Annotated in this window: 10 protein-coding genes; all 10 read right to left on the minus strand. The window is 70.9% G+C overall.

Annotated features, from left to right (window positions below):
• Positions 1-68: 68 nt before the first annotated feature.
• Complete coding sequence (locus OG611_RS28820; RefSeq protein WP_266431286.1) at positions 69-1046, minus strand: terpene synthase family protein; 978 nt, start codon at positions 1044-1046, stop codon at positions 69-71.
• Positions 1047-1562: 516 nt separating this feature from the next.
• The gene (locus OG611_RS28825; RefSeq protein WP_266426761.1) at positions 1563-2981 is read right to left on the minus strand and encodes a DUF6177 family protein; all 1419 of its coding nucleotides are present in this window, start codon (positions 2979-2981) and stop codon (positions 1563-1565) included.
• A gap of 82 nt (positions 2982-3063) precedes the next feature.
• Positions 3064-7035: a type VII secretion protein EccCa gene (eccCa, locus tag OG611_RS28830; protein ID WP_266426764.1), complete on the minus strand. Its 3972-nt coding sequence runs from the start codon at positions 7033-7035 to the stop codon at positions 3064-3066.
• A 125-nt stretch (positions 7036-7160) separates the two neighbouring features.
• Positions 7161-8570, minus strand: coding sequence for a MinD/ParA family protein (locus OG611_RS28835; RefSeq protein ID WP_266426767.1), 1410 nt, complete (start codon positions 8568-8570; stop codon positions 7161-7163).
• A 53-nt stretch (positions 8571-8623) separates the two neighbouring features.
• Positions 8624-9997, minus strand: coding sequence for a type VII secretion integral membrane protein EccD (eccD, locus tag OG611_RS28840; protein WP_266426770.1), 1374 nt, complete (start codon positions 9995-9997; stop codon positions 8624-8626).
• A gap of 103 nt (positions 9998-10100) precedes the next feature.
• The gene (locus OG611_RS28845; RefSeq protein ID WP_266426773.1) at positions 10101-10412 is read right to left on the minus strand and encodes a hypothetical protein; all 312 of its coding nucleotides are present in this window, start codon (positions 10410-10412) and stop codon (positions 10101-10103) included.
• Between the two features lie 256 nt (positions 10413-10668).
• A complete protein-coding gene (locus tag OG611_RS28850; protein ID WP_266426775.1) occupies positions 10669-11463 on the minus strand; it encodes a DUF6508 domain-containing protein in 795 nt (264 codons plus the stop codon).
• Between the two features lie 30 nt (positions 11464-11493).
• Positions 11494-11895: a hypothetical protein gene (locus OG611_RS28855; RefSeq protein WP_266426777.1), complete on the minus strand. Its 402-nt coding sequence runs from the start codon at positions 11893-11895 to the stop codon at positions 11494-11496.
• Positions 11892-14483, minus strand: a complete 2592-nt coding sequence (locus OG611_RS28860) for an ADP-ribosyltransferase (RefSeq protein WP_266426780.1) — start codon at positions 14481-14483, stop codon at positions 11892-11894. Before OG611_RS28860 ends, OG611_RS28855 begins: the two co-directional genes overlap by 4 nt.
• Positions 14480-14884: a DUF6507 family protein gene (locus tag OG611_RS28865; protein WP_266426783.1), complete on the minus strand. Its 405-nt coding sequence runs from the start codon at positions 14882-14884 to the stop codon at positions 14480-14482. Before OG611_RS28865 ends, OG611_RS28860 begins: the two co-directional genes overlap by 4 nt.
• Positions 14885-14892 lie beyond the last annotated feature (8 nt).

Here is a 14892-nt window from a genome sequence, read left to right on the forward strand (position 1 = left end):
GCCGCGCGGGACCGGAGGCCGTTCGACGGGCCTCCGGTCGTCGGCTCCCGCGCTGTACTGATGACGGGTCAAGCCGCGAAGTGCTCCGACAGGGACTCCCGTTCGTCGACCTCGACGAGATCGGGACGGGTGTAGCGCTCCGCGCGGGCGTGGTAGTCGAAGTCGCCCCGGACCAGCCCGCGGTAGTCCTGCACGCACCGCTCCAGCGCGGCCCGGGTGGGGCCCTGGATACCGGCCGCGTCGATTTCCTCGATCAGTTCCTTCTCGGCGCGCTGCACCCGCTCCGCGATCTCCCCGAGCTGTGCCCCGGCCTCGTCCACGGCCTCCTGGAGCGTGCATCCGCGATCACGCTGGATGAGGCGCACCGCATTGTGCTCGTATCCGAGCAGGGCCTCCTTCTCGAAGGAGCAGATGTCGTTGCAGAGACCCGAATGATCGGTCACGGCATTGCGCAGCGCGATGTACGCGGGAAGGCTCCTGGCCGATTCCGGAAGGTCGATCCCGGCGGTGATCTCGTGCAGATCCAGGAAGGGCTGCATGGCCACCGAATCCCGGCGGTGCTTCACGAATTCGGTGCGGCTCGGCGCCTGCCCGGCGGCCCGCTCCACGGCCTCGGCGTAGTAGGTCCACAGCCAGGCGACCGTGTCCCGCCGGAACTGCCTGATCCAGCGCGCCGACCGGTCCCGGTACGTCCGGGCGCGCAGCCCCACGAGCGCCCGCTCCATGGCGCCGCGCGGCGGGCCGCCGTCGAGGACGGTGACCAGCTGGTCGATCGCCGCCTCGCACATGCGCGGATCACGTCCGGCGGGGCCGTCGTCGAACTCGTCGTCGACGAGAAAGGCCCAGAAGAGCCACTGGCAGAAGAGATCGAGATGTTGCTGCGAGGCAGTGGGGAATATGAGGGAGATCCAGAGTTCGGGCCTGGTCCGGATCATCTTCTTGCGGGCCACCGGGGAGAGCACGAGATCGTTGGATCCGGCCCATTCCCACGCGGCCTCCCGGGTCTTCTCGATGCCGGGATTGCATCCGGTGCTCTGGAACGGCATATGAAACGCTGGCAGCGCGATCTGGCTCATTGGTGCCCCTCGTCGAAACGATTCGGATGAACGATACGAACGGGTATCCGGACGGACTCATATGTCGGCGCCGGGTGCGCATCGAGGGACGGGCCGCCCGCACCCACCGACCCTGGCCAGAGGCTCACCGTGCGAGACGAGGCAGTCATTCCTGCTCACTCTCCTCCGCCGGGGGTTCGGGGCACCGGGCGCGGGCCCGCGGGTCCGCGGTGGCAATCGCCCTTGGTGCAGGACGGCGGCATCACCATGCGTGACTCCCAGTCAACCCGGTGTGGGGGTGGGAGGGAAGCTGTTTGTGACCGAAAGTGCTTGATCGTCAGGAAACGAGTGAACGTCTCTGAGCAGTTAATGACCTCTTGTGGTGATCGTCGGTCGGCGGCACAGACGTCCGCCCAGGCGCCCGCACCGTCGATTTCACGCCGCCCCGGGCATGCCGACGGCCCCGGCCCGGTTTCCCGGGACGGGGCCGTCGGCATGTCGTTCCGCTCAGGCGCCCTTCAGATGCCGCATCAGCCGCTCGAAGTCCTGCCAGCCCGACAGGTCCGAAGGGTCACCCGGCAGCGGGTAGTACAGCGCCGGACGGGACCTCGGACCGAGCTGGACCGGCGGCTCGGAGAGCGGGGTGCGCCGGGCGCGGTCGCCGGGCATCTCGCGCACCTCCTCCGCGCCGAGCACGAAGGCCAGCGGGACCCCCGGCCCCTCGAAACGCGGCGGTACGGCCAGGTCCCGGCGGGCCTTGCGGAGTTGGACCAGCATCGACTGGAGGTGATGACGGGTGGCGAGCACCTCCGCCACCCGGGGCAGGGCGTCCAGCGGAAGTTCCTCGCCGGGGCCGTAGCCGAACGCCAGCGTGACGTCCTCCTCCACACCCGCCTTCGTACGGCTGATGCGGACCGTGGCCAGGCCCGGCCGGTCCGGGCCGCCGACCACCACGAGCCAGGTCGGCGCGGGCGCCCGGTCGAAGGCGACATCGGTCAGCCGACGCAGCGACCACGGCAGGTTGGCGGGCTCGGCGGTGCCCCACCCCGCCGGAGCCTGCCCCGTCAGCTCCTGCCACACCGACTCCAGGGAACCGCCCAGCACCAGCCGGTCGTCCGCCGGGTGGACCGTGCGGAACGAGATGGCCAGCTGACGCTCACCGGTGTTCGCGACCTCCTGGTACGAGGCGGCCACCGGCGTGCGCGGGTCCTCGGGGGTGGCGTCGGCCGACTCGACCGTCGCGAACATGCCGTTCTGCCAGCGCAGTACGGCACCGGACAGACCGTCGTAGTAGCCGTCCTTCTCGTCCTGCACCACCCAGCGCGACGGCCAGCCGCTCAGGCTGTTGCGTACGGCGGGGGAGAGCACGGCACCCGGCGAGGTGACGATCTGGAGCCCCAGCTCGGCATTGGCCGCGGCCCGGAACGCGTCCGAGAGCCAGGCCGTCATGGCGATCACCGGACGGTCCTGGATGATGACGGCCACCTTGTCGGTGAGCGCGTCGACGGCGGGCTGCGCGGCGGCGGGCGTGGGCGCGACGCTCACCCCCTCGGTCTTCACCACCGCCAGCGAACGCGCGGCCTCCGGCGGCCAGGCGGAGCCCCCGGCCAGCGTCGCGATCCGGGCCGCGAAGGTGCCCGCGAGCAGCTCGGCCTCCTCGACACCGGTGGTGGCGCGGGCCTCCGTCCACCAGAACGGGACCGGGGGCGCCGTGGCCCCGAGCAGCCGCTCGGCCTCGCCCGCGACCTGCACCAGCACCGGCGCCTCGATGGAGACGAGCGGTCGGCCCTGATCGTCGCAGAGCTGCACGACGGCATCCTCGCCCGTCGTCCCCACCAGCTTGTCCGGACCGCCCGCGAGCAGACCCGCGAGCACGGTCAGCGGGTCGGGCATGCGCGTGGTGAGGGCGATGACGTCCTTGGTCATGTGGTCGGCCGTTCCTTCTTCGTCCGGGGTGCGGATGTGCGGTGGGGAGCGGCCCGCGGACGCGGGACCGCTCCCGGGCGCGTCACTCCGCGGTGTACACGGTCTGGATCAGACGGTTGGGCTGGCCCCTGCGGATGAACACACCGCGCCCCGGCGGCTGCTGGGCCGCGTACACACCGGGGAACAGCTGGCCCTCGCTGCGGTCGCCCGACATCAGGAGCGCCGAGGCCCCCGACTCGCGCAGGCCCAGCATCAGCGGGTCGTACATGCCGCGGGAGGCGCCCGCGACCCGGCGCGTCAGCACGAAGTGGAGCCCGATGTCGACGGCGGACGGGATGTACGGCAGGAACGGGTCGAGCGGCGACTGGCCGGCCGTGGTCAGCACGTCGTAGTCGTCGACCAGGATCACGATCCGCGGACCGCTGCCCCAACTGCCGGGCTCCAGGTCCTCGGTGTCCGCCCGGTCGTCGGGCAGCCGCTTCTCCAGCTCGCCGGCGATACCGGCGGCCAGGCCCGCGCACATCTTGGGGTTGTACGCGTAGCCGCCGCGGAACTCCTCCGGGATCGCGCCGCGCAGACCGCGCCGCGGGTCCATGACGGCGAAGACCAGTTCCTCCTCGCCGTAGCGCTCGATCAGCCCACCGGCGACGGTCTTCAGCAGGTTCGTCTTGCCGCACTCGCTGTCGCCCATGATCAGCAGATGCTGGTCGTGGTGGAACAGGTCGAGCACGGCGGGTGCGAGCGCCGTCTGGTCCAGGCCGATCGGCACCCGCTTGGGCTCGGCGACCGGGCCCGGCAGCAGGTGCGGCTCCAGGATGTGCGGCAGGATCCGCACCGGCTGGGCGACCTCGCCGCTCCAGGTGGCGCGGATCGTGCGGGCGGTGTGCTCCAGGACCGCGCCCAGGTCCGAGACGTCCGCGAGACCGTCCGTGCGCGGCAGCGCGACCTGCGCGAAGAGCTTGCCGTCGGTGAGGATGCGGCCCGGCTCGTCGGGCGACAGGGTCTGCGCGAGCTTGCGGTCGATGCTGGACTCGCTGGGGTCGTTCAGCCGCAGCTCGACCCGGGTGCCGAAGTTCGACTGGGTGGCGATGCGTACGTCGTTCCAGCGGAGCATGCCCGCGACGACATGGATGCCGTAGCCGCCACCGCGCTTGAGGATGTCGACGACGGCATCGTCCAGCTCGTCGAAGTCGTCGCGCAGCGCACCGAAACCGTCGATGATCAGCACGATCTCGGCCGAGGCCAGCTGGGGCAGCCGGCCCGCCGCGTGCAGCGAACGCAGCTGCTCCACGGAGTCGATGCCGTGCTCGCGGAAGAGCTCCTCGCGGACCGCGAGCATCCCCCGCACCTCCTCGACGGTGCGCCCCGCGCGCTCCCGGTCCGCACGGCCGGCGACGCCGCCGACGTGCGGCAGCCCCGACACGGCCTGGAGACCGCCACCGACCAGGTCGAGGCCGTAGACGCCGACCTCCTGCGGAGTGTGGGTCAGCGCGATGGCGAGCGCGAGCGTGCGCAGCATCGTCGTCTTGCCCGCCTGCGGACCGCCGATGATGGCGGCGTGACCGCCCGCCACCGTGAGGTCCAGGTACCACTGGCCCTGCCACTGCTTGGTCGGGTCGTCGAGCAGGCCGAGCGGCACCTGGAGCGGACCGCGCCGCTTGGCCAGCTGCATCCCGCGCGGGCCCACGTCCAGCGGCCCCGCGACCTTGTCCAGGGCGACGGCGTCGGGCAGCGGCGGCAGCCAGATGCGGCGCACCGGACCGGCGGCCTCCCGCAGCTGGTCGACGATGACGCCCATCTCGGTCGGCCCGGTCTCCCGGCGCCGCACCTTCGGCTCCTCGCCCGAACTCACGGGCTCGGCCAGGGTGTTGAAGGCCTCGTACTCCAGGGCGAGCGGACCCGCGTCCTCCTCCTGCGTACGCTGCACCGGGCCCCGGTACGCGCCCGAGACGTAGCTCGCCTTGAAGCGCTCGTAGTGGCTGGTGTCGACCTTGAGGTAGCCGAACCCGGGCAACGGCGGCAGATGGAAGGCGTCCGTGGTGTCCAGGACCGTGCGCGACTCGTCGGCGGAGAAGGTACGCAGACCGAGCCGGTACGAGAGATAGGTGTCCAGGCCCTTCAGCTTGCCGCCCTCGATGCGCTGGCTGGACAGCAGCAGGTGCACACCGATGGAGCGGCCGATACGGCCGATGGACAGGAACAGGTCGATGAAGTCCGGCTTCGCGGTGAGGAGTTCACCGAACTCGTCGATCACGACGAACAGATGAGGCAGCGGATCCAGATCGGGCCGCCGGTCCGCGCGCAGCGCCGCGTAGTCACCGATGTCGGCGACATTGCCCGCGTCCTTGAGCACCTGCTGGCGGCGCTTGACCTCACCGGCGAGCGAGGCGTGCACCCGCTCGACGAGGCCCGCCTGGTTCTCCAGGTTGGTGATGACACCGGCCACGTGCGGCAGATCTGCGAACGGGGCGAAGGTCGCACCGCCCTTGTAGTCGACGAGGACCAGGGCGAGGTCCTCCGGCGGGTGCGTGGCCACCAGGGCGAGGACCAGGGTCCGCAGCAGCTCCGACTTGCCGGAACCGGTGGCCCCGACACACAGCCCGTGCGGACCCATGCCCAGCTCGGAGGACTCCTTCAGGTCCAGGAGCACCGACTGGTGGGAGTCGCTGATGCCGATCGGCACGCGCAGGAAGGCACGTTCGCCGCGCGGCGCCCACAGGCGCGAGAGATCGAGTTGCGCCACGTCGTCGATGCCGAGCAGGTCGGCGAAGTCGACGGGCCCGGACAGCGGGGCGTCCACCAGCGATTCGGCGGACAGCCGCATCGGCGCCAACATCCGGGCCAGGCCCTCGGCGAACGGGATGCCGACCTCGTCCACGGTGCCGTGGGCGCTGATCGGCTCCTGCTCGCGCAGGTCCTCGATGACCACCCCGTTGCCGTCGACGGTGATCCGGACACTGACGTGGCCCGGCTCCTGGACCCGGTGTTCGAGCAGGTGCAGCACGCTGACGCCCATCTCGCGCAGCCCGACGGCGTCGTCCGGGCGCGGCAGGTCGACGGCGTCCTCGCCGTGCCCGTCGGTGACGACGAGCAGCCTGGACGTCATGGACAGCGCGTCCTTGCCGGACAGACCACGCCGCACCTCGGCCGCGTACGAGGCACGACGGCGCAGCTCCGGACCGATCTGGCGGGCGAGCTGGGGCGCGGACGGGGCGATCCGGCGCGCGGCGACCGGACCGTCGAACTGCTCGCTGTCGAGCAGGTGAGGCATCCACTTGGCCCACTCCCAGTCGGTCAGCCGGTCACCGGGCACGGCGAGCGCCATCGCGACGTCGTCGGGGGCGTGCGTGGCGGCGGTCTGGACGAGCAGGGCGCGCGCGACGCGCAGACAGTCCTCGCGGGGGCCGATGACACTGACGTTGCCGACCCGGTCGAGCGGGACGGTGAGCGGGAGTTCGGTACCGGTACGGAAGCGGTCCATCAGCGCGGACGCCTCGTTGAGCATGAAGGTGTCGGGCGGCGAGAGGACGGACGAGCCCTGCTGGGCGACCGTCAGATCGCGAACCGGCATCTCACCCGTGCCGACGCGTACCCGCAGGAAGTCGCCGTCGAGCCGGCGCCGCTCCCAGACCCGGGCCGGGTCGCGCACGATGTCGTACAGGGCGTGCGGCGGCGGATTGAGGACATCGGCCCGCTCGGCCCGCCGGCGCTCCTCGACGGAGAGCTCCTCGCGCAGGTCCTCCAGATAGGCGAGGTAGGCCTCGCGCTGGGTACGGCGGGTGCGCTGGGCCTTGCCGCGCTGCGAGAAGACCAGCGCCACGGAGCCGATGACGGTGACGACGAGGATGATCGCACCGAGTCCGGCGAACTGACTGTTGCGTACGACCGTCATCATCACGACGGAGGACATCACACCGGCGACGGGCAACAGCGACATCGCGATGTTGCCCGACTTGCCCTCGGGCAGGTTCGGCGGGGCCTCGATGGTGCGCGCCTCGGAGGCGGCCGGCGGCCGGGTGGTCCTGGCCGGGCGGTGGATCAGTCGGGTACTCATCGTCGTCCGTCACTCGGGGTCGGGTCAGGTCGTGTCCGCAGGGTCCCGTCCGGCCTGCGGGCGTACGACGGGGCTCTGCGGACACGACCTGGGCATCGGGATCAGCGGGTGCTGCCGATCGGTGATCAGTGGTGCTGCTGGGAGAGCCGGAACACGTCCGCGGCGAGCCGGGTGGCGGCCTCCCGGGTCGCGTGCGCCAGGAGTTCGGTACGGATCTCGCCGCCGGCCGCCAGATGCCGGTCGTACGGCAGCACCTGGACACTCGCGCCGGTGGCCTTCAGCTTCTCCGCCGCCTCGTCGAGATCGAGTCCGGGGTGCGGCACCAGTTCGCTGAGCACGACGACCGTGCCGGCGATCACCTGCCGGGGCAGCGACTGCATCCAGGTCAGGACCGCGTACGTGCTGGTGATGCCCTCCAGCGTGGCGGGCGCGGCCAGCACCCGGGCCTGGGCGGCGGACAGCGCGACCCGGGCGACCTCGGCGGGCAGCGTCTCGCAGTCGACGACGGTGACGCCGAAGTAGCGCCGCAGCGACACCATGACCCGCTCGTACGCCCTGCTGTCCAGCATCGCGCCGATCTGGCCCTGACTGCCGGGCAGCAGCCAGGCGTTGCCGGGGAGCTGGACGAGATAGCCGGTGATGTCCAGCAGCGACATCTGCGGCTCGATGATGCCCGCCAGGTCACCGGTGGTCCAGCGCAGCGACTCGGCGCCGAGCCGCAGCGGCAGCGAGCCGAGCGCCGGGTCGGCCTCGACGAAGAGGACCGGGTCCTGGCGGTAGTGCGCGTACGTGGAGCCGAGCAGCGCGGCGACGGTCGACTTGCCCGCGCCGCCCCGGATGGAGGTGACGGCGATCTGCCGGCCGGTCGTCACCGGCTGCTGGAGCATCTCGGCGGTGGCGGTGGTACGGGCGACCTCGCGCGCGGCCGACGAGGACACGCTCACCCGCAGGGCCCGCGCGGCCCGTGCGGCGAACGGCTCGCCGCGCCGCGCCTTGCGCCCGACGGCGGCCAGCTGCCGGTCCACCACGGGCCGGGAGTCGGGGGTGTGGTGGGGGCGGGTGCCCGGGGTGTACGCGGGCTGCGCCTGTTGCGGCTGGACCTGTTGCGGCTGCGCCTGCCCGACGGGGTGGGCGGCCACGGCCTGCTGCTCCTGGTAGCCGGGGTGCTGCTGGTGCGGTTGCTGCTGTTCCTGGTAGCCGGGGTGCTGCTGGGCCGGCTGCTGTTCCTGATAGCCCGAGTACTGCTGAGGCTGCTGCTCCTGATAGCCGAGGTGCTGCTGGGGCTGCTGGGGGTCCTGGTATCCGGGGTGCTGCTGGGGTGCCCCGTAGGCGTGGGCGTTCTGCGCGGGCAGGCCGGGACCCGGCGCGGCGGCACCGTACGGCTGACCGCCCTGACCGCCCTGACCCCCCTGACCGCCCTGACCCTGCGCGGGCGCACCGTACCCCTGACCGCCGGGGCCCTGCGCGCCCTCCTGGGCGGCGCCGCCCCTCATGGCGCGCAGCACATCGCCCTGCCAGTTGTCTTCGTTCGGCATGTCTGCCCTTCTTTTTCGCCCTGCTGCCCCGCCCGGAGCACCTGCGCGTCGACTCAGAACTTGTTGAGCAGCTGTCCGTACACGCCGAACACACCGACGGCGAGCGGGAAGAGCCCCACCACGCCGATGGATTCGACCAGATCGGCCATGCGCCGCAGCCGCACCTGCACATGCTCGGGCGGCTGCACCGCCAGGACGAGCAGCGGCAGCACCGCGGCCACGACCAGCAGGGCGAGCGGACCGGCGCCCCCGGCGTGCTGCATCCACAGCATGACCAGGCGCACGACCAGGACCGCGGCGGCGGCGAACAGCGCCACGACCTCGGCGACCAGCGGGAAGGCCCGCGCCCGGGAGAGCAGCACGAGGGCCACCAGCGAGGGGAGCGCCACGGTCCACACGGACGGCTTGTCGGCCAGCGTGAGCAGCCAGCCGCCGGCCGCCGCGGAGACCGCGGTGATCACCGTCGCCAGGGCGAGGCCGCGGTGGGTGGCCGCCAGCGCGTTGCCCACCTGGTGGCGGCTGACGGAGGCGCCGCCGGAGCGGCGGTCGTCGAGCGCGGTGAGCCCGGACGCCGCCAGGGCGAGCCGGGGAAGCAGTCCGAGCAGGACGACGGAGAAGACGGCCATCACCGCGCCGAGCCGGGCCAGGTCGTCCTGGACGGCGGCGACGGCCTCCCACACCACGGTGATCGCGGTGGTGGCGACGGCGCCGATGAGCCCGCCGCGGCCGAGCGGCGAGAAGTAGCCGAGGAGCACCAGCGTCAGGACCAGCGCGGCGGCCACGGCGGCGAGCCGCGAGGTCCCCGCCCAGTCGTAGGCGTCCGCGGCGGTCCAGGCGGTGAGGATGCCGAGGCTGCCGGAGGCGAGCAGGAGCGCCGTCGCCAGACCCCGGTTGCCCTGCCCGATCTTCGAGATGAGCGCACCGGCCGCCAGCAGGACGAGCGTGGCGGCCGTGAGGGCACCGGTCAGCGCGTCCAGGGCGAACTCACGTCGGGCAAGCAGCGCGGCGACCACCGCGAAGGCCACCGACGCCACACCCGCACTCGTCCGGCGCGCGGCGGGACGCCAGCGCCAGGCCTGCAGATCGAGATCGTCGGCCACCAGGTCGGTGACATCGTGCACGACCGGGGCAGGGGGCGCGGAGTGGGCCCGGACGAGCCGGAGCACCGCACCGTCCGCGATCCCGGCCGAGGACAGCGTGCTGTCGTGGGGGAGCGCGGAGCCGTCCGATGTGATCAACTGCCGTGTCATCGGGCGCGCTGCCGCCCGGTCGTCCAGCAATTGCAGAATGTCCGGCAGCAGTTGCCCGATCGGGGTGTCGGACGGCAGGACGATATCGGCCCGGCGTCGCTCACCGACCAGAGTCACCCGGCTGAGCTGCGCTCGGGAAGTCGTTGCTGTGCTCACCACTTTACGGGAACCTATCATCGCGACGTTTTGAGGAGTCGGGCAGCTTGGCGTGCCCATGCTACTAGCGCCTTCTCAGTTCCCTTTACGGGGAACTCTTTCTGAATTTGCCGGAGTTACTGACTTATTGGGGATTCTTCGCCGATTCCCCGGTTTTCTCCGGTTGCGCCGTTTTCGTCGGCTGCTGGTACTGCTGTTCCTGGCGCTGCTGCTTCTGCTGTTCGGCCTTCTGCTTCTCCAGCATGTTCTGGACGAACGACCACCCCACACATCCCGCGCACAGCACGGCGGCGATGGCGATCCCCGCGAACACCTTCCCGAGCCGCTCGTCCGCCGTGCGCCGTGCCCGCTGCGCGCCGAACAGCAGTGCGTCGCGCATTCTGCGCCGCCTTACCGCCACCGACTCCAGAAGCTGGCTGTCGTAATCCCGTGCCATTCGTCTTGTCGTCCGTTGCCTCAGTCGTACGTTGCGTCGGTCATGGTCGCTGCATCATCGGCCCGTCGGCGCGAGGAACGGCGGCCGGGGCCGGGTCACTCCCGCCCACTCCGGGGGAGCGGCATATTCCGCATCAGTCGGCGGGCACCGTACGGGAATCCCCTAATTCACTCCTGCAACATAAGGCATGGGCGAGCAGGCAGTACAGCCCAGGTTGCGGCACGAGCGAGCACGGCGAACGCGCATTCCGTATTCGTCAGGGATCGTCCCGCGAACCGACGGCCACGGCCTCGTACCAGGCGCACAACGACTCGGCCACGGCGTCGAGAAGACCGTCCCCCGCCGCCTGCGCGATCGTCCCGTCGGAGAAGCGTTCCCCACGCACCACGGCCGTGGCCGCACGCACCGCGTCGGCCGGACTCAGCCGTCCGTCGGCGGGCACGGCCGGCGGCGGGTTGTCCCGCCACAGGTACGCGGGCGTCACCGCGCCGACGGCGGGCAGTGCGCGCACCAGGCGTTGGAGCCGCTCGCCGTGGAGCGGGTAGCTCATCCGCCAGGTGCCGTCGGGCTGCTGCCCGCCCTCGGACCACCGCACGGCGCGGTCCTCGTCCGTGAGCGCGGCGAGCGCGCTCCTCAGCTCGCGCCACGCGTCGGCGTTCTCGCGGTCGAGCTGAGCCAGCAGACGCCGGTCGTCGGCCTCGGTGACGACGTGGGCCAGCTCCCTGAGCGCGGCCAGGGACGGGGCCGCGGCCAGGGAGTCCGGGACGACATGGCTGACGCACCTCGGGTCCGAGCCGCGGGCCAGCTCGGCGAGCGCGGCTGTGGGTGCGAGCCCGCGCGCCTTGGCGGTGCCGAGCTTCGCGGACCATTCGAGCCCTTCGTCGAACCCGGCCCGGTCACCGGCGGGCCGCAGGCACCAACCCGCGGCTTCATCCTCGTCGTTGGCCCACAGATAGCCCATCGCCTCGCCGCGTGCGTTGGCGACGGCGAGGTGATGGACCGGCTTGTCGGTCTCGGCGCGGTATCGCGGTGCGTCGGGTTGGTACGTCATGGTCCGCTCTTGCCGTGGGTGGGCCGGGCCTCAGCCCGCGTCGGCCAGGCTCCTGACCACCTCGACGTTCGGTGCCTCGGTCAAGGATCCGGGCACGACGTAGCTGCTCTTCGTGGGGTCCGACTCCTGAATCATCTCCGCCAGAGCGGACGTCGGCGCAATCCCACGGGCCTTTGCGTCGTGGAGCTTCCTGGCCCACCTGGCGCCCTTGTTGAATGCCTCGTCACCGCCTGCCTTGCGCACCAGCCACCCGGCGGCGTCGTCTTCGTCGTTCGCCCACACGTAGCCGATCACCTCGCCGTCCTTGCCCGCCACTGTCAGGTATTGGACGGGCTTGTGGGACAGACGGCTGTAGCGCGGTGGCCCTCCGGGCGCCTCGTTGAACAACAGATCCTCGTTCAACCGCGGATTGGGCCGCTGTTCGTTGCTCATTCGTGCACCGCTCCCTTATTCGAAGGCAGGACTTCCCCATAGACCTGGACCTGACCATTGTCCATAAAGACACGGGTCACCTTGAATTCGGAACCGCGGGCCAGGAGCAGTTCCCGCTCCTCCACATCGAACTTCGAGACCTTCTCCAGCCACAGGGCGGGCGTCCCCTTCGGCACGCGGAGGTGCAGGATCGCCTCCTTGCCGGCGAAGCCGGACACCGGGTGGTTACCGAGGGAGGTCGAGGTGTACCCCTTGTCCGGGTACGTCTGGCCCAGCATGTCGAATGGGGAGTCCAGCTTGAGGTGACCCAGACCAGTACCCCGGACGACCATGATGTCGTCGGGCACGGCACGGGTGGACAGAACTCGGTCCATCTCGGCGATGTCGTGCGTCACCGCGGCGCTGGGACCGTAGCCCTCGGTACCCCTCAGGTAGCCGTTCATGTCGTGGTAGGAGGGGAACGTCTCACCCGTGTAGTCCCGAAGGGCTTGTTTCGCGGACGGGTCCAAGTTGTCCACATAGTCGTTCCAGTGGTTCCGACCGTATGCGATCGCGGCCTTGTTGTCGGCGAACGGAACGGTACCGTCCGTCAGTTCGGCTGCCGCGACCGCGTGCTTCTCGGCAGTCGGGAGATCATCGAAGTCGTCCGCGGAAACGTGCGGGGTGTACTTGAAGCCATCACCCGCACCCCCGCCGCCCGGCCCGTCCGCACCGTGATGCCCGGCCGTCGTCGCGTCGTCGGCGCCGTGCAGCGCGTCACCGGCGGCGCCGTGCGGGTCGACATGCCCGCCGTGGTCACCGACGTGCGCCGCGTCGTCGCCGTGCGCGGCCGCGTCGTCCGCGTGCCCGCCGCTGTGCGACCCGTCGTGCCCGCCGCCGTGTGAACCGTCGTGCCCGTGCGCGCCCGGTCCGTCGTGGCCCGGGGTGTGCGGAGCGTCCGTCGTGTGCGGGTTGCTGCCGGGTACGTCGTGGCCCGGTCCGTGCGCGCCCGTGGGCAGGTCGTGCCCCGGAGCCGTGTGGCCAGGAATGTCGTGCCCCGCGCCCGTCGGGAAGTGGTCGGTGGGGACGTGACCGCCGACGCCGCCCGGGACATGGCCGGGTACGTGGCCCGCCGGGTCGAAGTGTGCTGGGGCGGGGCCGAAGGATCCGTTCGGTACGTGGTTGGGTGTTCCGCCGGGTACGTGGCTCGCCGGGTCGAAGTGTGCTGGGGCGGGGCCGAACGATCCGTTCGGTACGTGGCCGGGTGCTCCGCCCGGTACGTGGTCGAAGCCGCCTCCCGCGTGAACTCCCGACGGCACCGGCTGCTGTATCTGCCAGGACGACGGCAGCCCCGATGTATGGGGGACCGTGTCGTGCGGGATCGGGGTCGTGTCGATCACGCCGTTCGGAGTGACCAGGTTGCCGTTGGGCTCCAGGAGGCGACCGTCGGGCAACTGCACCGAACCGTCGGGGAGTTTGGGGATCTCGATGTTGCCGATGCCCTTGAGGCCCTTGGTGATGTCACCGATCTTCGACAGGCCCGCACCGGCGCCCTTGGCGATGTAGGTCATCGGGTCGATGACCTTGCCGGCCTTGCCCGCGACGGACAGCACCTTCGCGACCGCTCCGGCCTTCCCGGCTCCCGCGGCGGCACCGCCGGCGCCCCCGGTGAACACGGTCGTCAGGACGTTGAACGTGACGGCCCCGGCCGCCCGGCCGGGGTTCTTGCCCCACTCGTCCCACGCGACCAGGGCCTTGCCGGTCTCCTTCATCGCGGTGCGCGAGTCACGCAGCCAGGAGGGGAGTTTGTCGTCGGGCAGCGTCCAGAACAGGGTCGAGGCGCCGGGGATCGTGCTGATCGCGAGGCCGGTCGCGAGCTGGGCCAGGCCCTTCCAGGCCTGCCCCATCGCGTCCCAGCCACCGAACCCGACGAGGGTGCCCAGGCCCTTGATGGTGCCCCAGATCCCGTCGACGATCAGCCCGTCCCACACGAACGACTTGACCCAGTGACCGACCTCGTACCAGTGGTGCTTCTCCTCGACCGGGTCGCCCCAGGGAAGTTTCGCGTTCTTCAGATCGTCCGCGTCGAACCCGTACTGGTCCTTGCGCTCGGACCCGTCCCCGGCGACCATCTGCGTCCCGCCGAACAACGCGGTGATCTTGTTGTGACAGGTCCGCTCCGCCGCCCAGAACGCCGCGACCGTCGCGGTGATGTCGTCGCGGAGCTGATTGTGCTCCTCGACCTTGTCCCCGTCGTACTCCCAGTCGTCGTCGTCCTTGTTGTCGTTCACGAACGTCGTCGCGTCCGCCTTCAGCCGCGTGAGCTTCGTGACCAGCGGACGGATCTCCGCCGCATAGTCCGACAACGACGAAGCGACCTTCTCCAGATCGTCCGCGAACCCGTCCGCCCGGTCCTGCACCGGCTTCGTCGACGCGAACAACCGCTCCGCCTCAGGAGCCTTGTAATACGCCGACAACGCCTGGAAATGCGTATGGACCGACGAACCGGTGTCCCGGACATGACCCGCATCCGCCGTCAGACTCGCATGATCCTTCTCCAGCTGACCCAGATCACCCGTGTACTGCGGAATCGCCTCGGGCTTGATCACCGCGACTGCACCCCCGGCCTCTTCGGATCCAGATCCACCGCACCCAACGCCTTGCGCTGCGCCTCGGCGGCCATGTCCAGGTCACCGTTCAGGTACGCGGTCGTGGCGTCCACCGCACCGGTCAGCGACTTCCCCGCCCGCGCCGCGATGAACTTCAGATCCGGAGTGGTGTGCTCCGCGAACTGCGACAACGCCAACGCGACCAGACCACCCACGGCCTGCTCCCCGCCCTTGCCACCGCCACCACCGCCGCCCTCGGCGGTGATCGTGCCCGCACTCGACGCCGCCGACGACAGATGATCCCCGTACGACGTCGCGTACGTCTGAATCTTCGACGCGACCTCACCCGTCGTCTTCAGCACACCCTGAATACCCTGCGGCTTCAGATCCCACCCAGTCACCGGCACAC

Origin of the sequence: Streptomyces sp. NBC_01363 (genome assembly GCF_026340595.1) — a bacterium.
In the GTDB taxonomy this organism is placed as follows: domain Bacteria; phylum Actinomycetota; class Actinomycetes; order Streptomycetales; family Streptomycetaceae; genus Streptomyces.

Coding starts and splice junctions, on each gene's coding strand:
- OG611_RS28820 (WP_266431286.1), bottom strand. CDS start 1,046: ATGCCGTTCCAGAGCACCGGATGCAATCCCGGCATCGAGAAGACCCGG.
- OG611_RS28825 (WP_266426761.1), bottom strand. CDS start 2,981: ATGACCAAGGACGTCATCGCCCTCACCACGCGCATGCCCGACCCGCTG.
- eccCa (WP_266426764.1), bottom strand. CDS start 7,035: ATGAGTACCCGACTGATCCACCGCCCGGCCAGGACCACCCGGCCGCCG.
- OG611_RS28835 (WP_266426767.1), bottom strand. CDS start 8,570: ATGCCGAACGAAGACAACTGGCAGGGCGATGTGCTGCGCGCCATGAGG.
- eccD (WP_266426770.1), bottom strand. CDS start 9,997: ATGATAGGTTCCCGTAAAGTGGTGAGCACAGCAACGACTTCCCGAGCG.
- OG611_RS28845 (WP_266426773.1), bottom strand. CDS start 10,412: ATGGCACGGGATTACGACAGCCAGCTTCTGGAGTCGGTGGCGGTAAGG.
- OG611_RS28850 (WP_266426775.1), bottom strand. CDS start 11,463: ATGACGTACCAACCCGACGCACCGCGATACCGCGCCGAGACCGACAAG.
- OG611_RS28855 (WP_266426777.1), bottom strand. CDS start 11,895: ATGAGCAACGAACAGCGGCCCAATCCGCGGTTGAACGAGGATCTGTTG.